17 protein-coding genes and 1 pseudogene are annotated in these 22,322 nt (G+C 65.0%); 10 read left to right on the forward strand and 8 right to left on the reverse strand.

The features are described 5' to 3' along the window. Nucleotides 1-161: 161 nt before the first annotated feature. Nucleotides 162-380 carry a hypothetical protein gene (locus IE116_RS00005; protein ID WP_189608695.1) on the forward strand — a complete coding sequence of 73 codons (219 nt, stop codon included), beginning with the start codon at nucleotides 162-164 and terminating at the stop codon, nucleotides 378-380. 1 nt (nucleotide 381) lies between these two features. Here IE116_RS00005 and IE116_RS00010 read toward each other — a convergent pair whose 3' ends face one another. The 6 genes and pseudogenes from IE116_RS00010 to IE116_RS00035 form a co-directional block, all read right to left on the reverse strand. Next, on the reverse strand, nucleotides 382-1,347 hold the full coding sequence (locus IE116_RS00010; RefSeq protein WP_189608697.1) for a UDP-2,3-diacylglucosamine diphosphatase: 966 nt from the start codon (nucleotides 1,345-1,347) through the stop codon (nucleotides 382-384). Between the two features lie 80 nt (nucleotides 1,348-1,427). After that, the gene (locus IE116_RS00015) at nucleotides 1,428-2,417 is read right to left on the reverse strand and encodes an esterase/lipase family protein (protein WP_189608699.1); all 990 of its coding nucleotides are present in this window, start codon (nucleotides 2,415-2,417) and stop codon (nucleotides 1,428-1,430) included. Between the two features lie 211 nt (nucleotides 2,418-2,628). Further along, a complete protein-coding gene (locus IE116_RS00020; protein ID WP_189608701.1) occupies nucleotides 2,629-3,312 on the reverse strand; it encodes a Fe2+-dependent dioxygenase in 684 nt (227 codons plus the stop codon). A 248-nt stretch (nucleotides 3,313-3,560) separates the two neighbouring features. Further along, nucleotides 3,561-4,277, reverse strand: a pseudogene (locus tag IE116_RS00025) (tetratricopeptide repeat protein); the annotation flags it as partial. A gap of 117 nt (nucleotides 4,278-4,394) precedes the next feature. Continuing rightward, nucleotides 4,395-6,650 carry a TonB-dependent receptor gene (locus IE116_RS00030; RefSeq protein WP_189614354.1) on the reverse strand — a complete coding sequence of 752 codons (2,256 nt, stop codon included), beginning with the start codon at nucleotides 6,648-6,650 and terminating at the stop codon, nucleotides 4,395-4,397. Nucleotides 6,651-6,985: 335 nt separating this feature from the next. Beyond that, nucleotides 6,986-7,378 carry an RDD family protein gene (locus tag IE116_RS00035; RefSeq protein ID WP_229828306.1) on the reverse strand — a complete coding sequence of 131 codons (393 nt, stop codon included), beginning with the start codon at nucleotides 7,376-7,378 and terminating at the stop codon, nucleotides 6,986-6,988. Between the two features lie 573 nt (nucleotides 7,379-7,951). Here IE116_RS00035 and IE116_RS00040 point away from each other — a divergent pair. The 3 genes from IE116_RS00040 to ilvC are packed head-to-tail and all read left to right on the forward strand — an operon-like array spanning nucleotide 7,952 to nucleotide 11,219. Next, nucleotides 7,952-9,667, forward strand: a complete 1,716-nt coding sequence (locus IE116_RS00040; RefSeq protein ID WP_189614355.1) for an acetolactate synthase 3 catalytic subunit — start codon at nucleotides 7,952-7,954, stop codon at nucleotides 9,665-9,667. A gap of 9 nt (nucleotides 9,668-9,676) precedes the next feature. Further along, nucleotides 9,677-10,168, forward strand: a complete 492-nt coding sequence (gene ilvN / locus IE116_RS00045) for an acetolactate synthase small subunit (RefSeq protein WP_179588419.1) — start codon at nucleotides 9,677-9,679, stop codon at nucleotides 10,166-10,168. A gap of 34 nt (nucleotides 10,169-10,202) precedes the next feature. Next, on the forward strand, nucleotides 10,203-11,219 hold the full coding sequence (ilvC, locus tag IE116_RS00050; RefSeq protein ID WP_189608707.1) for a ketol-acid reductoisomerase: 1,017 nt from the start codon (nucleotides 10,203-10,205) through the stop codon (nucleotides 11,217-11,219). A 113-nt stretch (nucleotides 11,220-11,332) separates the two neighbouring features. Here the strand turns inward: ilvC and IE116_RS00055 are convergent, their stop codons facing one another. Further along, on the reverse strand, nucleotides 11,333-12,313 hold the full coding sequence (locus tag IE116_RS00055; protein ID WP_189608709.1) for an AraC family transcriptional regulator: 981 nt from the start codon (nucleotides 12,311-12,313) through the stop codon (nucleotides 11,333-11,335). A 155-nt stretch (nucleotides 12,314-12,468) separates the two neighbouring features. On the opposite strand from IE116_RS00055, the gene IE116_RS00060 reads away from it, so the two are divergent. The 5 genes from IE116_RS00060 (at nucleotide 12,469) to fhuF (ending at nucleotide 20,543) form a co-directional block, all read left to right on the forward strand. Then, nucleotides 12,469-14,685 (forward strand): TonB-dependent siderophore receptor, encoded by a 2,217-nt coding sequence (locus tag IE116_RS00060; RefSeq protein ID WP_189608711.1) that lies wholly within the window; start codon nucleotides 12,469-12,471, stop codon nucleotides 14,683-14,685. Nucleotides 14,686-14,740: 55 nt separating this feature from the next. Beyond that, entirely contained in the window at nucleotides 14,741-16,462 is a 1,722-nt protein-coding gene (locus IE116_RS00065; protein ID WP_189608713.1) for a multidrug ABC transporter permease/ATP-binding protein, read from the forward strand. 174 nt (nucleotides 16,463-16,636) lie between these two features. Continuing rightward, nucleotides 16,637-18,589 carry an iron ABC transporter permease gene (locus IE116_RS00070; RefSeq protein WP_189608715.1) on the forward strand — a complete coding sequence of 651 codons (1,953 nt, stop codon included), beginning with the start codon at nucleotides 16,637-16,639 and terminating at the stop codon, nucleotides 18,587-18,589. Between the two features lie 80 nt (nucleotides 18,590-18,669). Beyond that, nucleotides 18,670-19,656: an iron-siderophore ABC transporter substrate-binding protein gene (locus IE116_RS00075; RefSeq protein ID WP_229827923.1), complete on the forward strand. Its 987-nt coding sequence runs from the start codon at nucleotides 18,670-18,672 to the stop codon at nucleotides 19,654-19,656. Beyond that, entirely contained in the window at nucleotides 19,653-20,543 is an 891-nt protein-coding gene (gene fhuF, locus IE116_RS00080) for a siderophore-iron reductase FhuF (RefSeq protein ID WP_229827924.1), read from the forward strand. The genes IE116_RS00075 and fhuF overlap by 4 nt, the downstream gene beginning before the upstream one ends. Nucleotides 20,544-20,586: 43 nt before the next feature. Here the strand turns inward: fhuF and IE116_RS00085 are convergent, their stop codons facing one another. Continuing rightward, complete coding sequence (locus IE116_RS00085; protein WP_189608717.1) at nucleotides 20,587-21,354, reverse strand: ATP-binding cassette domain-containing protein; 768 nt, start codon at nucleotides 21,352-21,354, stop codon at nucleotides 20,587-20,589. A gap of 139 nt (nucleotides 21,355-21,493) precedes the next feature. On the opposite strand from IE116_RS00085, the gene pssA reads away from it, so the two are divergent. Then, entirely contained in the window at nucleotides 21,494-22,255 is a 762-nt protein-coding gene (gene pssA / locus IE116_RS00090; protein WP_189608719.1) for a CDP-diacylglycerol--serine O-phosphatidyltransferase, read from the forward strand. Nucleotides 22,256-22,322 lie beyond the last annotated feature (67 nt).

Genomic DNA, 22,322 nt, shown 5'->3' on the forward strand with positions numbered 1-22,322 from the left:
CTAGTTATACCCAGAACCCCTCGTAGCGAACGCTGCGGGGGGTTTTGCTTTTTCCGGCGCGGATTCCCGGCGCGGATTAACTGCCACGTCCTGACTGCCGCGTATATGATGCCCCCAAGGCGATCGCCATTTGGCGGTGCCATTACCTTGACGGGAATCCCATGAAAGCTTCGTTGATCGTTGGCGTGTTGTTGATCGTGCTGGGTGTGGCCGCGTTCGGATACAAGAGCTTTTCGTATACATCGGAAGAGACGCTGCTCAAGGTCGGGCCGATCGAGGCAACCGCCAATACACGCAAGACTGTGGGTATTCCAGCCTGGGCGGCGATTGCGTCAATCGTTGTTGGCGCGGTGGTGATCGTGGCAGGGCGTCGCCGCTGAATCAGGCGTCAGCGGTTTCCCGGACCCGGCGTGCAGGTTGCACTGTGCGCGTGGGGCCGGCAGGACGCGCCGGGTCGAGCGGGTCGCTGTCTTCTTCGTCGTCCGGGTTCATGCGACGTGCATGGACGGCGGACGGCAAGGCAGGCAGTTCGACGGCGCGCCGTCGCCGGCTTTTGGTGGGCGCCGTCTCTTGCTGCAGGGCATCGGTCCAGAACAGCAATTGAAGTTTGCCATCCTGGTCTTCGACCAAGGCTGACAGGCTTTCGACCCAGTCCCCATCATTGCAGTAGAGCAGGCCGTCGATCTCGCGCATCTCGGCTTTGTGGATGTGGCCGCACACCACGCCGTCATAGCCTTGCCGCCGCGCTTCGCTGACCAGCACCTCTTCGAAATCGGTAATGAACGAGACGGCGTTCTTGACGCGGTGCTTGAGGTATTGCGACAGCGACCAATAGTGCAGGCCCATGCGCCGGCGCACACGGTTGAAATGCAGGTTCAGCCACAGCGTGAACGTGTACAGCGTGTCGCCCAGGTGGGCGAGCCATTTGCTGTGCTGGATGACGCCGTCGAATTGATCGCCGTGGGTGACCCACAGGCGGCGGCCGTCGGCGGTGACGTGCACGGCGTCAGCCTGGACTTCGATGTCGCCGAATGCGTAGCCGATGAACTGGCGCGCGAATTCGTCGTGGTTGCCGGGAATGAAGACGACGCGCGATCCCTTGCGGGCCTTGCGCAGGATCTTTTGCACCACGTCGTTGTGCGCACGCGGCCACACCCAGTTCTTGCGCAGTTGCCAGCCGTCAATGATGTCGCCGACCAGATAGATGGTGTCGGCGTCGTTGTGCTTGAGGAAGTCCAGCAGGTGCGCAGCATTGCAGCCGGCAGTTCCCAGATGCAGATCCGAGATCCAGATTGCGCGCCAGTGGGTCGGCATCGAATGTGTCACCTGACAGTCCCCCATATCCATGACTAGCATGGGACCACGACGCGGTGACGGCATTGTGACGAAGGGATGTCGGTACCGTGACAGTGGCGGCGGAACGTCGCTTATTGGGTCTCGGCAGCGGCCGAGGCCGCGTGCGGCGCCTGGGCTGCCGCTCTGTGGATCGCAGGCCGGTCCGCTTCGCTGGCCGATGTGCCTGCGACGGCGTCCAGACGCGCCGCGATGTACCGACGCGCGGCGGGGTGGAACATGAGACGCATGTGTCCCACGCGTTCGCACACGAAGGCATCCGCGCCAGGGAGCAACCCATGGGCGAGGGGCGAGACGATGTTGTCGTGGCGGGATGCGACACAAGAAAACATCGACGGGTCGTGGACGGGCGCCGCCGCGTTCAATTGGGTCAGCCACATGCAGTCGGGCACCATTTCGGTCGCGCAGATGCCGCGTCCCATGCGGGCGTGGAAGGTGCCGAGATGGGGGGTGGCGATGGTGATGACATGCTTGATGGGCGCGTGGGGATCGTGACGCAAAGCGGACCGTGCGGCCAGGCCGCCCATGCTGTGTGCGATGACGATGACCTTGTCGACCGAGGCCCGTTGGCACAGGCTGCGCGCGCCGGCCAGGACCTGCTTGCCGAAGTCGTCGATGCTGGCTTGCGGCGGCGACAGGTCGATGGCATCGACTGTCCATCCGAGTGCGCCGAGCCATCCGAAGAAGCCCCGCCACACGCCGCGATTGCAGCCGTAGCCATGAACCAGAAGAATGGCGCCGCGTGAACGCGCGGGCGTGACCGCGCGCCAGCCGCCGCGCCACGGAATGTCGACATACATGTTGCGCAAGGAAATCACGACTTCGCCCGGCCAGGCACGCAGGAAACCGCGTGGTGCTGCGTTGCCGGGGCGCTGGCTTAGACGCCACGCCAGCAGGAAACCCGCGCCCACGATGGCCGCGTGGATGACGATGGCGATCCCGACACTGACGATCACGGCAGCGGGCAGGGAAAGTCCTGGCCCCTGCATCAATGCCATCGTGACCAAGGCGCCAAGGACCAATACGCCGATCAGGAAGAGTCGCAGGCCGGTTGCCATGGTCATGCGCGCAGCTCCGAAACACCTGGCCGATGCACTGGGTCCATTTGAAGCCCCCGTGGTGTCGCCTTAGGCAAGGCGGGCGGCGTACAGCCGCCGGCCGCCGCCTTGCCCGCCGCACGCTGTGTCGCCCGACGCGGGCTTGGCGGCGCATGGACGGCGGTGGCCGGGTTGCGCGTCGCCCGCTGTATGGCTGTAGCCGTACGTAGGGTCGTCATCACAGTTCCGCCCATCGGCGCAGCAGGTTGTGATAGATGCCGGTCAGCTGAATCACGGCAGGGTCGCTCTGGCCTTTTTCGGTAGCGAGTTGCTGAATGGTCTGGTCGAGCTGGAAGAGGGTGCTGCGGTCGGCGTCGGACCGGATCATGCTCTGGATCCAGAAGAAGGAGCTGACGCGCACGCCGCGCGTGACGGGGGTGACGTGGTGCAGGCTGCTGGCGGGATAGAGCACCATGTCCCCGGCAGCGAGTTTGACGCGCTGCGTGCCGAAGGTGTCTGCGATCGACAATTCGCCGCCGTCGTAGTCATCGGGCGATGACAGGAAAAGCGTGGCCGACAGGTCGCTGCGAATGCGGAAGTTGCTGCCGCGCAGAGTGCGCACGCCGTTGTCGATATGGTTGCCAAATTCGTGGCCGCCGGCGTAGCGGTTGAACAGCGGCGGGAAGACCTTGAGCGGCAGGGCCGCAGCGATGAACAGCGGGTTGGCGCCGAGCGCATCTAGGATGGCGTCGCCGACCTGACGGGCCGCGGGCGACCCTTCAGGCAGCTGTTCATTGCGTTTGGCCTGAGCGGACTGGACGCCGGACGTGGCGTTGCCGTCTATCCATTCAGCCGCGTCGATGGCCTGCCGGAAGGCGGCGACCTGGTCGGCGGTCAGGACGTGGGGAAGATGGAGCAGCATGATTGAACTCGCGCGGGTCAGGCGTCGGATGCGCGCGAAGGCGGGTTGGCCGCGGTTCCGGCAGGAAAATCGCCATCGGCCGCATCGCTGGCGTGTGCGCCGTTGCCGATCCTGTCTGCGTTGTCTGCGCCACCCACGATGCTCATGCGGCCCGCATTGCCCATGCCGTCCCCGTTGCTCAGGCCACCCGCGTTGCCTCCGCCGCTTGCGTTGGCCGCGGCACGCATCATCCGCGATTCGAACCAGCCGCTCAGCGCCTGGAATTCCGGATGCGGCGATTGCAGCAGGAAGTCGCGCGTCTTTTCCAGGAAGGCGACCGTGGCGGTGTCCGGGACGCGGCGCAGCCACCGCACAGCGTCGTCCATGCGGCCCCGATCGGCGAGCAGGCGCGCGGCGTTGAATTGGCCGCGGAAGTCGCCGCCTTCGGCCGCACGGATATAGTGGTCGAGCGCCTTGTCCATGTCGACGTCGACTTCCCAGCCGTCTTCGTAGAAACCGCCGACGATGTTTATCGATTTGGCATGGCCCAGGGCGGCGGCCTTGTCGAGCCACGTGAAGGCTTCCTTGCGGTCGGCGTCGACCCCGCTGCCCAGCGCCAGGGCGGTCGCGTAGTTGTACATGCCCCAGTCGAGGCCAGCCTGCGCAGCAAGGCGGTGCCAGTACGCGGCCATGACGTCATTCGGCGCGACGCCCCGGCCGTGCTGGTAGCACTGGCCCAGCAGATTCATGGCCATCGGGTCGTCTTTGCGCGCGGCGCGTTTGAACCAGAAGACAGCCTGTTCGGGGTCACGGTCGACGCCTCGTCCGTCCAGCAGCATCTGGCCATAGACAAGCTGGGCCTGGGGGATGCCGCCTTCGGCCGCCGCATGGAGCCAGGCGGCGGCGCGCTCGGGTGGACCTGCCAGGATCCGGGCCAGTTCTTCGGGGGTGACGCTGTTGATGTCTTTGGGGGTAACCGGGGGCATGCAGGTGTCTTGCTGAACGATGCGTGATGATGGCGGCGAATAAAAAACCGGCTGTGAGCCGGTACAGGATAAACCAGGTAAGGGGCAGCGCTGCGTTGCACGCCACCCCCGTTGCCATCAATACCTGAAGTTCAGGCTGGCGATGGCGGCGCGGCCGTTGCCGACTGACGCATAGTGGGTGCTGTAGGTGGACGTGTAGTAGAACTTGTTGGTCAGGTTCAACACGTTCAGCTGGGCGGTCAGATTGCGGTTGATGCGATAGGTGGCGACGGCGTCAAAGCGCAGGGCGCCGGGGATGTAGCGGCGCACCGCGGCGGCGGACCCGTATTGTTTGCCGGTATAGAACGCGCCGCCGCCGATCGACAGGTCGGGAAGCACGTTATAGGTCGACCACAGGCTGAAGCTGTGCTCTGGCGTGTTCGGAAATTCCTGGCCGACCGCGCCCTGGTTGGCAAGGACCGGACCGTTATCGGTGATCTTGCTTTTCAGGAAGGTGTAGCCGCCGAACACCTGCCACTTGTTGGTGATATTGCCGGATGCACCCAATTCAAAGCCGTTGATGGACCGGCCGCCGCTCATGGAATACGTGTTGTCGGGGTTGGTCACGCGGGCGTTGGTAGTCTCTATGCGGAACACCGCGGCGTTGACCGCCAGGTTGTTGTTCAGCAGGTTCCACTTGGTACCGAATTCCAGCGACTTGTTCTTTTCCGGGGCCAGGTCGGGGACGTTCAGGCCGACGTTGCCACGCCCGGGGGTGATGCCGTTGTCGCCCGTGCCTTCGGTCAGGTTCGAGCCCACCGGGGTCGACGACGTTGCATACGACGCGTACACGCTGCCATTGGGCGCGGGCTTGTAGATCAGGCCCAGCTGGTAGTTGAACAGGGTGTCGTCGCGGCGGGCATGGGTGCCCTGAGGTGTCGTGCCTGCCGTGTTGTTGTAGCGGGTACGGTAGTCGTCGACGCGCAGGCCGATGTTGGTCAACCACTGGTCCGACCACTTGATGGTGTCGAAGCCATAGAGGGATGCCGACGTCACGCGGGCGGTCGTGGTCTTGTCCCCCGGAGCAATGGTGCCAGTCCAGGGATCGTTCGGATTCGGGTTGTAGAGGTCGGCACAGTTGTAGCCAGACACCGCGCCCGATCCGACGGCGCAGGCGTTGGTCGCGCCGCTGCCCGAGCCACGGGTATTGATGATGTAGCTGCCGACATGGCTTTCTTCACGCGAGAACTCGATGCCGGTCGTAAAGCTGTGTTCGAAGCCGAACAGTTCCTTCTTGCCATAGAGCCCGGTCTGGTTGGCGATGCTGTCGGTTTCGCTGTTGCGGGTGTTGGCACGACGCCAGACGAGGCCTCGATTCACGTTGCCCTGACTGTCGTCGGGCTGGGTGTACACATAACGCTGGGTGGCATCGGTGTAGCGCGTGGTGTTGCGGATGTGCAGGCCGTTGTCGAAGTCGTGTTCGATGCGGGCCGTGGCAATGTCGGACCGCGTCTTGCGAAAGTCGCTGTTGGCCAGGCCGTAGAAGTTGTGGCGATTCACGCTGACCGGGCTGATCTCGGTCACACCGGCCGGAATGGCGGCCGCGGTGCCGTAGCGGAACGGAATGCCGGAATCAGGCAGGTCGTCCGTCTGCATGTGGTAGTAGCTCAGGATCACGCGGGTGGGCGAGTTCAGGCCGAGCGTCAGTGTGGGGGCGATGCCCCAGCGCGAGACGTCGACGGAATCCCGGCCGGGCACGTCGGCGTCGTGCGCCATGGCATTCAGGCGAAAGGCGGCGTTATCGCCCAGGCGCCAGTTGCCGTCCACCGTTCCGCGCTTGTAGTTATCGGTGCCCAGTCCCAGGCTGCCCGAGACAAAGCTCTCGGCCTTGGCCGTCTTGCTGATCAGGTTCAGACTGCCGCCGGCGCCGCCGCGGCCGCCGTACGCGCCGTCGGGCCCCTTGGTGACTTCGATTTGTTCCAGATTGAACACTTCGCGCGATGTGGCGCCAATGTCGCGCAGGCCGTCGATGAAGGTGCTGGCCTGGGCGTCGTAGCCGCGGATGAACGGACGGTCGCCCAGGGGGTTGCCGCCTTCACCGGCGCCAAAGGTAATGCCGGGCGTGGTGCGCAGGGCTTCGACAAGGGTGCTCGAGGCGGTGCTGTTGATCAGTTCCTGCGGAATGATGGTGACCGACTTGGGCGTGTCGACAAGCGGGGCGGTGAACTTGCTGTTGGCCGACTGCTCGACCTTGTAGGGCGCGTCGGCCTGGCCTTCAACGGCAATCGGCGTCAACTGCGCCGGCTGGCGGGGCGCTTCTGGCGCAGTCTGGCCGTGGGCGGTGGCACTGACGGCCAGGACGCCGCCAAGGGCTGCCGCAAGCGGGGCGGTCATGGACTTGGGCCGGGACGGATCCGGGTGATTCACCGTACTTCTCCTGTTTGCATTGGTGCACGGGCGCGCGGACGGGTCGTCCTGATGCAGGGTCGAAAAGGGCGGTTCAGCCGGCGGCGATCACGCGCATTCGCAACGATACAAAGAACGATTCTTATTCGTATGAGAAGGCTAGTGTGCGTTTCCTGACTAAAAGCTGAAACCAAAGCGTGTTAGGCGTTTTTACAACAGCTGATCTGGGGACCCTTGCTGCGTGGCCGCCTGCAGATACGAAAACGGCGCCCCCACAGGGCGCCGTCTTGAATGCATGGCGACGTGATGTCGCTGTGCAGTGCTTACTTCTTGCGTGGCCGCTTGACCGCCTTGCTGACGATCAGGCGCGTGCCGACCAGCCGGTCGTGCAGGAACTGGCGGTCTTTGTCGAAACACGCCCACAGGTACCCGATCCCCGTAAAGGTCATTGGCCAGGACAGGACATACCGGACAATGGCCTTCCACATCGGGATACGGCCCCCATCGCCGTCCACCAGCCGGATGTCCCACGTCTTCATGGGCAAAGTCTGTCCGCCCTTGCGCCAGCACAGGACGAAGTAGGCGCCGATCGCCACGAACAGCCAGGCCTGGCGCTCGTGGCGCAGGGCCAGGGCGTGCTTGCTCTGCGTCAGCGTATCGAACAGGTAGTCGGCAACGAACACCACGCCGAACAGCAGGATGGCTTCATACATCATGCAGGCAAAGCGGGTCCACTTGCCGGGCGTGGGCGCCGAGGCATACGCCGCCTGGCGCGTGGCAGGGGACGTCGCAGAGGCGGCGTCAAGGAGAGCTTCGGAACGGGGGGCTTCAGACATGGGCCGTACGATACCCGAGACAGGGCTACGCACGAAACCACGGGAACCCTTGCACCCACGGGCCCCGACTTGACCGCGCTGCAGCAACGCGCTAGCCTTGCGGGCTACCCAAAAACGATACAAATGTGGATGGGTAACCGTCTTTGCGGGCCGCGCCATACCTTGGCGCACCGCGACACGACAACAACCTAGCCCAAGTCCGCGCCACAAGCGCAGTGCCTGGCCCGTCAACAGCGGGATCAGTCCGGTCTTGGCCTTCCGTTTCAACCTTCAGTGCACGTTCCGGTGAACGCGTACCGAGGTCGTCAGGGTGCCCGAGCGGAACGGTTCCGTGAACCGCAAAGCGTCGCCGCATGTTGCCGATACCGGTGCAAGTCAGGTTTTCCTGCTCTATGGATTCATAGGCAGCACCACCCGGGATGAACGCGCGGACTTTGAATGGACGAAAATCCAATGGAACTCAGTGGCGCAGAGATCGTCGTGCGCGCCCTTGCTGACGAAGGCGTCGAACATGTGTTCGGCTACCCCGGTGGCTCGGTGCTGTACATCTACGACGCGATCTTCAATCAAGACAAATTCAAGCACATCCTCGTGCGGCACGAGCAGGCGGCTGTTCACGCGGCCGACGCGTATTCGCGCTCGTCGAACAAGGTGGGTGTCGCGCTGGTCACCAGCGGTCCTGGCGTGACCAACGCCGTGACCGGGATCGCGACCGCCTACATGGATTCGATCCCGATGGTCGTGATCTCCGGCCAAGTGCCAACGACCGCGATCGGGCAGGATGCCTTCCAGGAAGCCGACACGGTCGGCATCACGCGTCCTTGCGTGAAGCACAACTTCCTGGTCAAGGACGTCAAGGACCTGGCCGATGTGATGCACAAGGCGTTCTACATCGCGCGCACGGGCCGTCCAGGTCCGGTGCTGGTCGACATCCCCAAAGACATCACGGTAGCGCGCTGCAAGTACCAGCCGCCCGGCGAAATCAAGATGCGTTCCTACTCGCCCGTCGTCAAGGGCCACCAGGGACAGATCAAGAAAGCCGTGCAATTGTTGCTGCAGGCCGAACGCCCCATGATCTATGCAGGCGGCGGCGTGATCCTGTCGGACGCCAACGAAGAACTGACCAGGCTGGTGCAGATGGTCGACGCCCCCACCACCCTGACGCTGATGGGTCTGGGCGGCTTGCCCGCGACCGACCCGCGCTACGTGGGCTGGCTGGGCATGCACGGCACATACGAAGCCAACATGGCCATGCAGCACTGCGACGTGCTGCTCGCGGTGGGCGCGCGCTTCGATGACCGCGTGATCGGCAACCCGAAGCACTTTGCGCAGAACGCACGCAAGATCATTCACATCGACATCGACCCGTCGTCGATCTCGAAGCGGGTGAAGGTGGACGTGCCGATCGTGGGCGACGTGAAGGACGTGCTGCACGACCTGATCGCCCAGTACGAAAACGCCCTTCGCGAGCACCGGCCCGATCCCGAGCGGATCAAGCCCTGGTGGAAGCAGGTGGACGCCTGGCGCGGCAAGGACTGCCTGAAGTACGCCACGTCCGACACGTTGATCAAGCCGCAATACGTGGTTGAAAAGCTGTGTGAAGTCACGGGCGGCGAAGCCTTCGTGACCTCCGACGTGGGCCAGCACCAGATGTGGGCCGCGCAGTACTACCGCTTCAACAAGCCGCGCCGCTGGGTCAATTCCGGTGGCCTGGGCACCATGGGCGTGGGCCTGCCATACGCCATGGGCGTGCAGATGGCCAACCCTGGCGCCGATGTCGCGGTGATCACGGGCGAAGGCTCGATCCAGATGAACATCCAGGAACTGTCGACCTGCAAGCAGTACCACCTGACCCCCAAGGTGCTCTGCCTGAACAACCGCTACCTGGGCATGGTCCGGCAGTGGCAGCAGATCGACTACGGCGGCCGCTACGCCGAGTCCTACATGGACTCGCTGCCCGATTTCGTGAAGCTGGTCGAGGCCTACGGCCACGTCGGCATGCGGATCGAGAAACCCGGTGACGTCGAAGGCGCGCTGCGCGAATCCTTCAAATTGAAGGACCGCCTGGTGTTCATGGACTTCATTACCGACCAGACCGAAAACGTGTGGCCGATGGTGAAGGCGGGTAAAGGCCTGACCGAGATGTTGCTCGGTTCGGAAGATCTCTAAGGAGCACGCATGAGACACGCCATATCTGTGCTTCTCGAGAACGAAGCCGGCGCGCTGTCGCGCGTCGTGGGACTGTTTTCCGCCCGCGGCTACAACATCGAAACCCTGACCGTCGCGCCGACCGAAGACGCCACGCTGTCGCGGATGACCATCGTCACGTCGGGCTCCGATGACGTGATCGAACAGATCACCAAACACCTGAACCGCCTGGTGGAAGTGGTTAAGGTGGTCGACCTGACCGAAGCGCCGCACATCGAGCGCGAGCTCATGCTGATCAAGGTGCGTGCGGTCGGCAAGGAGCGCGAAGAGATGAAGCGGATGGCCGACATTTTCCGCGGCCACATCGTCGACGTCTCGGACAAGAGCTATACGGTCGAACTGACCGGCGATAAAACCAAGCTCGATGCCTTCATCGAAGCGCTGGATCGCACCGCCATCCTGGAAACCGTGCGTACGGGCAGTTGCGGCATTGGCCGCGGCGAGCGCGTACTCAAGATTTGAACATTGCCTACATAGATAAGATTCGGAGCTACCCATGAAAGTTTTCTACGACAAAGACTGCGACCTGTCCCTCATCAAGGGCAAGAACGTTGCGATCATCGGCTACGGTTCGCAAGGCCACGCCCATGCCCAGAACCTGAACGAGTCGGGCGTGAACGTCACGGTCGGCGTCCGCAAGGACGGTCCGTCGTGGGACAAGGCCAAGAACGCCGGCCTGAAGGTTGCCGAAGTCAACGACGCCGTGAAGGGCGCCGATGTGGTCATGATCCTGCTGCCTGACGAAAACATCGCCAAGGTCTACAAGGAAAACGTGGCGCCGAACCTGAAAAAGGGCGGCGTGCTGGCTTTCGCGCACGGCTTCAACGTGCACTACGGCGCCGTCGTTCCGCGTGAAGACATCGACGTGATCATGATCGCGCCAAAGGCTCCGGGCCACACCGTGCGCGCAACCTACACCCAGGGTGGCGGCGTGCCCCACCTGGTGGCCGTGTATCAGGACAAGTCGGGTTCGGCTCGCGACGTCGCGCTGTCGTACGCGATGGCCAACGGCGGCGGCCGTGCCGGCATCATCGAAACCAACTTCCGTGAAGAGACCGAAACCGATCTGTTCGGCGAACAGGCCGTGCTGTGCGGCGGTACCGTCGAACTGATCAAGGCCGGTTTCGAAACGCTGGTGGAAGCCGGCTACGCCCCTGAAATGGCGTACTTCGAATGCCTGCACGAACTGAAGCTGATCGTCGACCTGATCTATGAAGGCGGCATCGCCAACATGAACTACTCGATCTCGAACAATGCCGAATACGGCGAGTACGTCACGGGCCCACGCATCGTGACCGAAGAGACCAAGCTGGCCATGAAGCAGGTCCTGAAAGACATCCAGACCGGCGAGTACGCCAAGAGCTTCCTGGTCGAAAACCAGGCCGGCGCCCCGACCCTGATCTCGCGTCGTCGTCTGACGGCCGAGCACCAGATCGAGGAAGTGGGCGGCAAGCTGCGCGCCATGATGCCCTGGATCAGCAAGAACAAGATGGTCGACCAGACCAAGAACTGATCATGCACTGATCGTGATTTGTCATCGATGCTTCCGGGTTCGGAGGCGTCGATGATCGGGATCGGTAAAGGGTATCGAACCCCGCCCGCGGCAACGCGTGGCGGGTTTTTTGTTTAATGCGAGGCGCCGCGCAAGCTGCGGTATTCGCTGGGCAGCACGCCAAACTGCGCGCGGAAGGATTTGCCGAAGTGGCTGAGGTTGTCGTAGCCCACGTCGAACGCGACGTCGGTCACGCTGGCGCCCCCTGCCAGGCGCTGCGCCGCGTGACGCAGCCGCAGTGCGCGCAGGTGCGCATGCACCGATGTGCCGGCACGGGCGCGGAATCCGGACTGCAGTTTCTTTTCTGGCAGGCCCACGGCCTTGGCGAGTCGCACAGCGGGCCAGGCTTCGGCATAACGCGTTTCGAGCAAGGCAAAGGCGCGCAGCAGGCGTTCGTTTTCGATGGCGGTCAGGGGCACGGACGGATCGAGCGTGGCCAGCACGTCGATCACGTGCGCGAGCAATTCGTGCGCGCGCGCCCGGCGCCACAAGGCCAGCGCATCGGGATCGGCCAGCGGTGTCGACGAGAGCGACTGCGCCAGTTGCAGCACCGCATGGCTGGCGCCGCAGGACGCGACCAGCCCGGGCGCATCGTGCGATGACGCATCGGACGCAAAGCGCGCCACCAGACGTTCGGCTATCGGAAAGGACGTGAGGCGGCGCAGCGCGTCGGCCGACAGGCGCAGATCGACGATGTGCACGTCATGCCGGGCGGGCAGCCGCACCTGGCTGCCCAGGCGGTCGGAGTATTGCGACAGGACGAGCGATCCGACGCGCGGGGTGCACACGGCGCCGCGATCCAGTTCGAAGCGCGGCGTGCCGGCCAGCAGCACCTGGATGCCGAAGACTTGAGTGCCTGGAGAAGGGAGCGTGAGTTCGGCGTCGGGGCGGCCGCGCAGCACAGCCAGGCTGATGCCTTCGTCGACCCGCGCCAGCAATGCGATCGTCTTTTCCCAATCCGGCGTGACGGGCACGGTCGGCAAGGTCGCACGCCACCACTCGTGCGGTTGGCGCGGGGAATCGTGTGGCGATGTGTGGCGGACGACGTCTGGCATGCGTTTGAAGGGGGAAGTGTGGCACAGCCGCGAGTCCGTCAATCCGCGCCGCAAAACCGTCAACGACGTTGGCCGAATCCCGCGATACTCGCTCTGTTCACGATTGATAATCGTTCTCGTTCGAGTTTACAGGCTTTGGCGCCTGGAGGGTACGCATGGTCCACCATCGATTTACCGTTGTTGCCGCCTCGTTGGCGGTGGCCTTTCCGCTGAGCGGTCTTGCGCAGCAGACGCCTGCCGACGCGCCGGCTCGCCTGCCGGCCATCCAGGTCGAGGCGGCCGGTTCGGCGCTGGCCGATCCGGTGGACACGGGTTACACCGCCACGCGCGTGCGCTCCGCGATGAAGTCGAATACCTCGCTGCTGGAGACGCCGCAGGCGGTCAACGTGGTCACGCGCATGGAGATGGAACGGCAGGGTTCGGTGTCGGTGGCGCAGGCCCTGCGTTACACGCCCGGCGTGGTGGGCCAGTATGGCGACACCGATGCGCGCTATGACTGGCTGACGGTGCGAGGCTTTACGCCGGCGCGGTATCTGGATGGCCTGGTACTGCCGTTTGGCGTGCGCGGGTATGCGCAGCCGCGGGTGGAGGTGTTCGGGCTGGAACGTATCGAGGTGTTGAAAGGGCCGTCGTCGGGCCTGTTCGGGCAGACCGCGCCGGGTGGACTCGTCAACATGGTCAGCAAGAAGCCGACCGAAGAACGGCTGCGGGAAGTGAACCTGCAATACGGCAGCTTCGACCGGAAGCAGGCGGCGTTCGACTTTGGCGGGCCCGTGGACGAGAACCGCGCGGTGCTCTATCGCCTGACCGGGCTGGTCAAGGACAGCGGCACGCAATACGACTACGTGAAGGACAACAAGGTGTTCCTGCAGGGCGGGTTGACCTTCAACCTGTCGGACGCGACGCGGCTGAACCTGATGGCGCAGTACCAGAAGATCCGGTCGCCGGGCGGTGGCGGGGCGCCGGTACTGCCGCGGGTGGGCACGGTGGTGCCGAGCGCGCTGGGCACCATTTCACGCGGCCGCTTCGTGGGCGATCCGAACTACGACCTGTTCACCAACGAACAGAAGATGCTGGGCTATACCCTGGAACACCAACTGAATGACAGGGTGGGATTCAAGCAGACGGCGCGGGTGACGCAGGTCGATACGAATTCTCGGCGGGTGCAGGTCGGCGCGGTGTTTGGCGATACGCAGGCCGCGCGATATGCGTGGTCCTTTCCTGAGAAGGCAACGACGATCCAGATCGACAACCAGCTGAACGCGGACCTGGATTGGGGCGTCACGCGGCATCGGATCACGGCAGGCGTCGACTATCTGCGCGACCGCGCCGATTACACCGAAAGCCAGCTGGGCATCTTCTACCGGCCCGGCACGACGACGCCTGAATTCTTCGATCTCTACAATCCGGTGTACGGCGATCGCGCCGTGGCCGTGCCGCCCGATGCTTTGCGTATTCATCAGACGCGCGAGCAACTGGGGGTCTACCTGCAGGACCAGGTGTCGATCGACAAGTGGCGCCTGACGCTGGCCGGCCGCCAGGACTGGACCAACACGGACACCAACACGACCAACATCGCCGCCTCGGGCGCCGCCACGTTCCGCCGCACCGACATCGATGCGAACCGCTTCACCGGACGGGCCGCGCTGGCCTATGCGATGGACAACGGCGTGTCCCCGTACGTGAGCTATTCGACTTCGTTTCAGCCCCTGGCCGGCATCCGGTCGGACGGCACGAATCTAAAGCCGTCGACCGGCAAGCAGGTGGAAGCGGGCGTCAAGTTCCAGCCCGCCAATCGGAACGCGCTGCTGACGGCCGCGGTGTTCGACATCAAGCAGGACGATGTCAGCGCTACCGATCCAACCAACAGCAACTACAGCATCCAGGTGGGGCAGGTCACGTCGCGCGGGCTGGAATTGGAAGCCAAGGGCAGCGTGACCAAGGCGCTGAACCTGACGCTGGCCTATACCTACATGGACACCGAGATCACGCGGGCAAGTTCGACGGCGGCGTCGGCGGGCCGGGAGGGCAACCGGCTGAACTTCGTGCCGCGGCACCAGGCGTCGGTGTGGGCGGACTACACCGTGCAGACGGGGCCGCTCGCGGGGCTGGGGTTGGGGGCCGGTGTGCGCTATCGCGGCAGCGTGTTTGGCGACCTGGCGAATCAGCAGGAAGTCGGTGGCGTGACCTTGGTCGACGCGGCCTTGCGCTACGACCTGGGCCGCTTGCACGACACGCTGAAAGGCGCGGACCTGAGCGTGAATTTTTCGAACCTGTTCGACAAGAAATACGTGGTCAATTGCCTGGCGGCGACGGCGTGCTACTGGGGTACCGAGCGCACCGCGGTGGCGAACCTGCGTTACCGCTGGTGAAGGCGGGCAAAGGAGGCGGCGGCTCAAGGATGCCTGCTGCCAAAGGCCGCGCCGCATGCGCCTGATCGCCCGTATCTTCCGGTCGTACCGCTGGCCGGTCGCCCTGGTGCTGATTTTGAGCACGCTCAGCGGACTGCTGAGCGTCGGCGTCATTGCGTTCGTCAACCAACAGATGATCCAGCGCACCGACTTGTCGGACGCGACGCTGTGGCAGTTTGGCGGATTGCTGCTGTTGCTGCTGGCGGTGACGTCGGGGACGCAGCTGGGACTGACGGCGCTTGGCCATCGCTTCGTATATGCCCTGCGGCGCGAGATGGTCAAACGCCTGCTCGATACCGAACTGCGGGAAGTCGAAGGGCTTGGGCAGGGCGCGGTGTTCGCCAGCCTGTCCAGCGACATCCGCAGCGTGACGCTGGCCTTTGTGCACCTGCCCGAATTGATCTACGGCAGTGTGCTGAGCGCGGCGTCGTTCGCGTATCTGGCCTGGCTGTCGCCGTCGATGTTTCTGGCGACCTCGGCATGGATGGCGTTCACCTTGGGCATCGGGTGGCTGCTGCTGTCCCGCCTGCGGCGGCATCTGGCGTTGCTGCGCGAATCCGAAGACGGCTTGTATGGGCAATACCACGCGGTGCTCGACGGCTTCAAGGAACTGGCCTTGAACCGTGATCGCGCGCAGCACCTGTACGAAGGCGACTTCGACACCTTCGCGAGAGGCTATCGCGACCACTTCATCAAGGCGGACAGATTCCACGGAATTGCCAGCAACTGGGCCAACATCATGGTGCTGGGCACCCTGGGTCTGGCGTTCTATCTGGCCAAGGGATTGGGGTGGTCGGATGCCGACACGGCGGCCACCTATGCGTTGACGCTGCTGTTCATGCGCACGCCACTGGTGTCGGCGGTGGCGGCGATTCCTGCCCAGATGGCCGGCGCGGTGGCGCTTGCCAAGGTGGAAGCGCTGGCGCTGGCGCCGTTCAAGGCAGGGTTTATTCGCGAGCGTCCGGCAACAGGCGCGTCACCTGCTGGCACTGTCCGGTTGGCCGGACAATGGCAGACGCTGTCCTTGCAGGATGTCTGTTTCTCTTACCCTCCACGCCAGGGCGACCCGGGCTTTGCGATCGGCCCCTTGAACATCACCCTGCGCCGCGGCGAGATGGTCTTTGTGATTGGCGGCAATGGCAGCGGCAAGTCCAGCCTGGCCAAACTGCTGGCAGGCCTGTATGCGCCGACTGCCGGCCAGATCGTGATCGACGACAGCATCCTTGCGACGGACCACCTGGCTGCGTACCGCCAGCTGTTTTCGGCGGTGTTCACCGACTTCCATCTGTTTGCGCACCTGCTGGGGCCGGGCGGTGGCGCCGCGCGACAGGACCGGGTAAATGACTGGCTGGAGGTGCTGCAAATGCGCGACAAAGTGACGCTTGTCGGGGCGCGCATTGGCAACCTGAAGATGTCGCAAGGGCAGCGCAAGCGGCTGGCGCTGCTGGCGAGCCTGCTGGAAGAACGCGATATTCTTCTGCTCGACGAATGGGCGGCGGACCAGGATCCGCTGTACCGCCGTGTCTTCTATCTTGAACTGCTGCCAAGGCTGAAACGTGCAGGCATCACGGTGATCGTGGTGACGCATGACGACCGGTATTTCGCGCAGGCCGACAGACTGTTGAAATTGGAGCGAGGGCGCATGATCGAACTGATGGGCGTGTCACGGCAGCGCGCGGGCAAGGATGCATTGGCCGAAATCGACGGCAGCTGCTGGTCGGATCGGGAGCCGGGCTGAATGGAGGCGGCAGGGCGCATCGCATCGCCAGGATCGTCAGGTACGTCGGGCCTACCGGATGCGCCGGACTTGCCGGACTCGTCGGGTCCATCGCCGTCGTTGGCTTCCTCGGGTTCGGGGTCGAAGCGGGCATCGAAGCGGGCAGCGTGGTGGGGCGGCGTTGGCCTGCTCGCGATGATCGCCTGGCAGATCGGTGTGCGGCTGCAGGGTGACGCGACGAATGCGCCACTGGACAACGCGCTGGAACGACTGCTGCGCGACTGGATCGTGTGGCCCCGGTTGGCGGCCGGCATTCTGGTAGGAGCCAGCCTGGGCGTTGCGGGCGCCTTGATGCAACTCATCACGCGCAACCCGCTCGTCTCCCCCGATCTGCTGGGCATTACGGCTGGCGCGCAGCTGGGCTTGATCCTGGGCACGACGTTGCCCGCCGCCATGGGGCTGCCGCTCATCATGGTAGGCGGAGTGGCGGCAGCCGGCCTGACCTTTGCCGCAGCGGGCGGCGGGCTCGCATCGCCCCTGCGGCTGACCCTGGCGGGGGTGGGAATCGCGCAATGTTTGAGCGCGCTCATTGCGTTGCTTCTTAGCCTGAACGATCGTGCCGCCATGGTGGTGTCGTTGTGGAACACGGGGTCGCTCAGCCAGTTCGGCTGGCGGGCCATGGTTCCGTCGCTCGTGCTTACGCCGCTTGCCCTGCTGGGATTGCTGGCGCTTGCGCGGCCGCTCAATCTGGCCCCGCTGGGTGACGCGCAGATGCGGTCGCTGGGGGTGTCGCCGCCGCGGTTGAAGGTGCTGGTGGTAGGGATCGGCAGTGTGCTGACGGCCTTGGCGTTCCAACTGGCCGGACCGCTCGGCTTCATCGGGTTGGTCGCGCCCAATCTGCTGCGGCTCGGGTTGGGGGTTGCGCGCCCTTCGACACTGCTGCCGCTGTGCGCGGTGTGGGGCGCGGCGCTGACCCTGTTTGCCGACAACGCGGCCTCCACGATGGCGGAATGGAGCACTTGGGGCAACGGGGTCACCGTCCCGCTCGGTGTGCTGTCGGCGTTGCTGGGATCGCTTGCCATTCTCGTGCTGCTGCGCATCGTGCCGGCCGCGCCAGCCACCGCCCTGACGCAGACCGATGGCCGATCCTTGCGGCAATGGGTGTCCTTGATGCGGTTTGCCGCTATCACCGTTGCGGCGACCACGCTGCTGATCGGCGTTGGCGTTTTTCATGCCACCGGCATGGATCCCCTTGCCTATGCGCGGGCTCTTGCAGCAGGGGATGCGCAGGCCTGGGCGCTCGCCGATCTGCGCTTGCCGCGTCTGCTGGTGGACGCGATGGCGGGTGCTTGCCTGGCTTTGAGCGGCGTGATCCTGCAGACGGTGACGCGCAATCCGTTGGCAGGGCCCGAAATCCTGGGTGTCAGCCAAAGCGCGGCCCTGGCGGTCCTGCTTGCGTTGGTCCTGATGCCCGATGTGCTGCTGGCGTGGCGCTTTCCGATTGCCTGGGGCGGGGCAGCCCTGGCACTGGCGATCGTCGTCGGTCTGAACCTGCGGCATGGCCTCGAACCGCTGCGCCTGACCCTGACGGGCTTTGCCCTGAGCGGCGCGGCGCTGGCGCTGATCGGCCTGTTGATCGCGCAGTTCAGCACGAATGTCGCCCAGGCCCTGATCTGGATGGTGGGCAGCAGCTACGGCCGTGACTGGGGCGATGTAGCGGCCATGCTTCCCTGGATGGCCACCGGCATGGCGGCCTGCCTCCTGGTGGCGCGCGGCATGGACCTGCTGCAGCTGGGGGACGGCGTTGCCGGCAGCCTGGGCATGCCCGTGGCTCGGCGGCGGGTACTGCTTGTCGTCCTGGCCAGCTTTCTGGTGGCGGTGCCCGTGGCTGTCGTCGGTCCGGTCGGTTTCGTGGGCTTGCTGGTGCCACATGGCGTGCGTCTGCTGGGCTTTTATCGCAGCCGGCAACGGCTCTGGGCCGCGCCGCTGCTGGGCGCCGCATTGCTTGTGTTGGCCGATCTGCTTGGCCATGCCCTGATGGCGCCGATCGATATTCCCCTGGGGATTGCGACGGCGGCGCTGGGCACGCCGTGCTTCCTGTTGCTGCTGGCGCGCACCCACTTTCGCCGCGGCGGGGCGGGGGCGTGATGGGGGAACGTCCGACCCGCCCGGGGCGGCGGGCGCTGTGCGCAGCGGGGTGGCGCGCAGGGTGTGCAGCGGCGCTAGGCGTGACGCCGGCGTGGGTGGCGGCGCAGGCGGTCGGGGCTGCGGCGGCTGCCGGGCCGGTTCTGGTGCCCAGCCCTGGGACGGTCCGTGCGCCCGGCGCAGGGCAGACGGGGCCTGTGATCGCGCGGCAGTCGGCCGATCTGCCGGCACGGGCGCGCCGCATCGTCAGCCTTGACGACCTCAGCACCGAAATCCTGATGTCGCTGGGCGTGGCGCCGCTGGCCGCCGCCAATCTCGACAGCTACCGGCGTTACGTCGACCTGCATGCCGACCTGTTGAAAGACAGCCAGCCGCTCGGCAGTCCGCAACAGCCCGATCTGGAAGCCCTGGTGCGCCTGCAGCCGGACCTGATCGTTGGCGTGTCCTATCTGCACCTGCCCCTGTTCGACCGGCTGCAGCGGATCGCGCCCACGCTGCTGTTTCAGGTGTCGCTGGCGCCTGGCTCGCTCGATGGCGTCGACATCGGCGCGGCCATGCTTGCGACCTTGGGCAATATGACCGGCCGGCAAGACATCGCGCGGCGTATGCTCGCGTCATCGGCCAGGGCGGTGAGCCAAACCAGGGCTGCGATCGCGAGCAAAGGACTGGCGGGCACGCCCGTCGTGCCGTTCTATCCGTTGTCACGGGAGGGCACCTTTATCGTCTCGAATGACCAGTCGATGATCGCCGCGTTGATGAACCGGCTGGACGTTGCCAACCCCTGGCGGCTGGCGTCGGGTCATGCTTTGCATCGACGCATCGGGGTGCGCGAGATCGCAGGCCGGAACGATCTGACCGCGTTGTTCGTGGGCGGGCAGGAAGGCGCCCCGTTGTTCAAGACGCCGCTGTGGCAGGCACTGCCCGTGGCACGCGCGGGGCGCTACGCGTTCTTGCCGTCGCCTTACTGGACGTTTGGCGGACCGACGTCGGTCGAGCGGCTGGCCGGGCAGGTTGCCGACGCCGTCCGCGCCATGTCCGCAGCCAAACCATCCATGCAAGTGCCCGGATGATAATCCCGGCGCTTGCACCGCTGTTTGTCGGCCCGCTGGCGGACTGGCAAGACGCCCTGGTGCTGACGACGGGTGGCCGTCCGGTCATATCGTTGGCCCCGCTGCTGGATGACGATCCGGGCGAACTGGCACGGTGCATTGCGCACTTCGGCCGCAACCATCCGGCGGGCGATCGGCGTGCGCTGGCGTCCGAATGGTCCAAGCGGTATTTCGTGCGCCTGCTGCCGCCCGTTCTGGCGGCGGCCTTGGTGCTTGATCATGGTCTTCCCTTGCGCGCCGCCGACATCGATCTGGTGTTGGACGAGGATGGCGCTCCTGTTGCCTTCAAGCTGCCCGGTGCCGGAGGTCCCGCCGAGGGGGCCCTGGACAGTTCATGCGGCGGCGGCTCGGGCAGCGCCTGTACCGTGCCGCCCCCCGGCGGCGCCCTGACACGATTGACACCGCTGATCGATGATCATCTGGCGCCGGTCATTGCGGCGCTGTCCGCCTATAGCCGCCTGTCGCCGCGCGTCTTTTGGAGCAACGCCGGCAACTATGTCGAAGCCGTGGTGCGCGTCCTGGCGGACCGGGGGAACGAGCCGGCCGACGCAGCGGACCATCGTGGCGCCGCCCGGGTGCTGGATGTGGTGGACCGGCCCTATCGACCTGACGGCAAGGCGAACCCCTTCTTCAACACCGTGCGGTATCGCGATGTGTCGGACGGACTGCCGATGGATCGCCACGCCGGCGACGACCTTGTCATGTCGCCTGCCGTCGACCGCCGCTGGCGGCAGCGGCGTGTGTGTTGCGTGCGCTATCTGCTGCCCGCGCAGCCCCTGTGCGGCAACTGTCCGCTTCTGTCGGCACCGCCGCCAAGTGCGCCGCAAGGCGTGCCGACCGCGCCCTGAAGCCGGCCTGCAAGGTCCGCCCCGGGACATCGACTGGCCGCCATCAGCGGATATACGTCAGCACCGTCCCGTCATGCGGATGCGGCAGCACCCCCATCGGAAGTCCATAGATCGATGCAAGCATATCGCTCTGCAGCAGGTCGGTGGGCGCGCCTTGCGACAGCAGGTGCCCCCCACGCAATGCGACCAGGTGATCGCAGTAGCGTGCCGCCATATTGACGTCGTGGAGCACCACCAGCACGCCCAGGCCCAGCTCGCGGCTGAGTTCCCGCACCCTCGCAAGCACGTCCACCTGATGCGCGATGTCGAGCGCCGACGTGGGCTCGTCCAGCAACAGATAGCGGCAATCCTGCGCAAGCAGCATCGCGAGCCAGACGCGCTGGCGCTCGCCGCCCGACAGGCTGTCGACCCAGCGGTCGGCAAAACCGGCCACGTCGGCATGCCGCATGGCCTGCTCGATCAGCGCGATGTCGTGGCTGCCGATGCGTCCCAGTGCGCCATGCCACGGGTAGCGTCCGTAGCCGACCAGGTTGCGCACCGTCAGGCCTTCGACCGCCGGCAGTTGTTGAGGCAGATAGGCAACGCGGCGCGCGTAGTCGCGATCCGGCCAGTCCGCCAGCGCGACGCCTTCCAGTGTCGCCGTGCCGCTGGTCGCGACCTGTTGTCGCGCCAGCAGCTTGATCAAGGTCGACTTGCCCGACCCGTTATGGCCGATCAGGCCGGTCACCTGCCCGGGGGCCAGGGTGAGCGTGAGCGGCTGCAGCAGGCAGCGGCCGGCAACGGTAAAACTCAGGTCGGTCAGGGTGAACATGAAGGGATTCCGTGGAAGGAGAGCGGGCCGGGCGGCAGGTGTCAGCATGCTCCGCCCGACTCTACTGTACCGAGGTTGACGCCGTGCCGGGCACGCCGCCTCGATTGGCGGCCCCGGCGCCATCGGTTAACCTTCGTCCATGAACACACAAGAACCTCGTCACCGCGGCATTTACCTGCTGCCCAATGCATTCACCACGGCGGCCCTGTTCGCCGGTTTCTACGCCATCGTGCAGGCCATGAACGACCAGTTCGAGATGGCGGCGATCGCGATTTTCGTGGCCATGGTGCTGGATGGCATGGATGGCCGCGTGGCCCGGTTGACCAACACGCAGTCGGCATTCGGCGAACAGTACGATTCCTTGTCGGACATGTGCTCGTTCGGCGTCGCGCCTGCTCTTGTCATGTACGAGTGGATCCTGAGTCCGCTCGGGCGGTGGGGCTGGCTGGCGGCCTTTGTGTATGTCGCGGGCGCGGCGTTGCGGCTGGCTCGGTTCAACACCAATATCGGCGTGGTCGACAAGCGCTTCTTCCAAGGCCTGCCCAGTCCGGCGTCGGCCGCGCTGGTGGCCGGGTTCGTCTGGCTGGCAATCGACAACAAGCTGCCGATCCGCGAACTGTGGATGCCGTGGGTGGCGTTCGGCCTGACCATCTATGCGGGGGTCAGCATGGTGTCCAATGCGCTGTTCTTCAGCGGAAAGTCGTTTGCGCTGGGTCGCAGCGTGCCGTTCTGGATGATCCTGGTGGTGGTCGCGGCGTTCGTGTTCATTTCCAGCGATCCGCCCATCGTGCTGTTCGGCTTGTTCGTGATCTATGGCCTGTCGGGCTACGTGATGTGGGCATGGCGTTGGCAGAAGGCGCGCAAGCTGCAGCAGCGGCGCCGGCGCAACGGCATGGATTGAAGGAAAACGAGGCTGCGGCCTCGTTTTTTTTGGTCAGCGGCGTGTTGGCGACGCTGCTGGTTGGGTC

This window comes from Pigmentiphaga litoralis (genome assembly GCF_014651835.1).
Lineage (GTDB): Bacteria > Pseudomonadota > Gammaproteobacteria > Burkholderiales > Burkholderiaceae_B > Pigmentiphaga > Pigmentiphaga litoralis.

What these genes read in the sequence shown, in the direction of transcription:
- IE116_RS00010 (WP_189608697.1), bottom strand. Translation starts at nt 1,347, where the DNA reads ATGGATATGGGGGACTGTCAGGTGACACATTCGATGCCGACCCACTGG.
- pssA (WP_189608719.1), top strand. Translation starts at nt 21,494, where the DNA reads ATGAACACACAAGAACCTCGTCACCGCGGCATTTACCTGCTGCCCAAT.
- IE116_RS00055 (WP_189608709.1), bottom strand. Translation starts at nt 12,313, where the DNA reads ATGCCAGACGTCGTCCGCCACACATCGCCACACGATTCCCCGCGCCAA.
- IE116_RS00035 (WP_229828306.1), bottom strand. Translation starts at nt 7,378, where the DNA reads ATGATGTATGAAGCCATCCTGCTGTTCGGCGTGGTGTTCGTTGCCGAC.
- IE116_RS00085 (WP_189608717.1), bottom strand. Translation starts at nt 21,354, where the DNA reads ATGTTCACCCTGACCGACCTGAGTTTTACCGTTGCCGGCCGCTGCCTG.
- IE116_RS00060 (WP_189608711.1), top strand. Translation starts at nt 12,469, where the DNA reads ATGGTCCACCATCGATTTACCGTTGTTGCCGCCTCGTTGGCGGTGGCC.
- fhuF (WP_229827924.1), top strand. Translation starts at nt 19,653, where the DNA reads ATGATAATCCCGGCGCTTGCACCGCTGTTTGTCGGCCCGCTGGCGGAC.
- IE116_RS00040 (WP_189614355.1), top strand. Translation starts at nt 7,952, where the DNA reads ATGGAACTCAGTGGCGCAGAGATCGTCGTGCGCGCCCTTGCTGACGAA.
- ilvN (WP_179588419.1), top strand. Translation starts at nt 9,677, where the DNA reads ATGAGACACGCCATATCTGTGCTTCTCGAGAACGAAGCCGGCGCGCTG.
- IE116_RS00020 (WP_189608701.1), bottom strand. Translation starts at nt 3,312, where the DNA reads ATGCTGCTCCATCTTCCCCACGTCCTGACCGCCGACCAGGTCGCCGCC.
- IE116_RS00065 (WP_189608713.1), top strand. Translation starts at nt 14,741, where the DNA reads ATGCGCCTGATCGCCCGTATCTTCCGGTCGTACCGCTGGCCGGTCGCC.
- IE116_RS00030 (WP_189614354.1), bottom strand. Translation starts at nt 6,650, where the DNA reads ATGACCGCCCCGCTTGCGGCAGCCCTTGGCGGCGTCCTGGCCGTCAGT.
- ilvC (WP_189608707.1), top strand. Translation starts at nt 10,203, where the DNA reads ATGAAAGTTTTCTACGACAAAGACTGCGACCTGTCCCTCATCAAGGGC.
- IE116_RS00005 (WP_189608695.1), top strand. Translation starts at nt 162, where the DNA reads ATGAAAGCTTCGTTGATCGTTGGCGTGTTGTTGATCGTGCTGGGTGTG.
- IE116_RS00015 (WP_189608699.1), bottom strand. Translation starts at nt 2,417, where the DNA reads ATGACCATGGCAACCGGCCTGCGACTCTTCCTGATCGGCGTATTGGTC.
- IE116_RS00070 (WP_189608715.1), top strand. Translation starts at nt 16,637, where the DNA reads ATGATCGCCTGGCAGATCGGTGTGCGGCTGCAGGGTGACGCGACGAAT.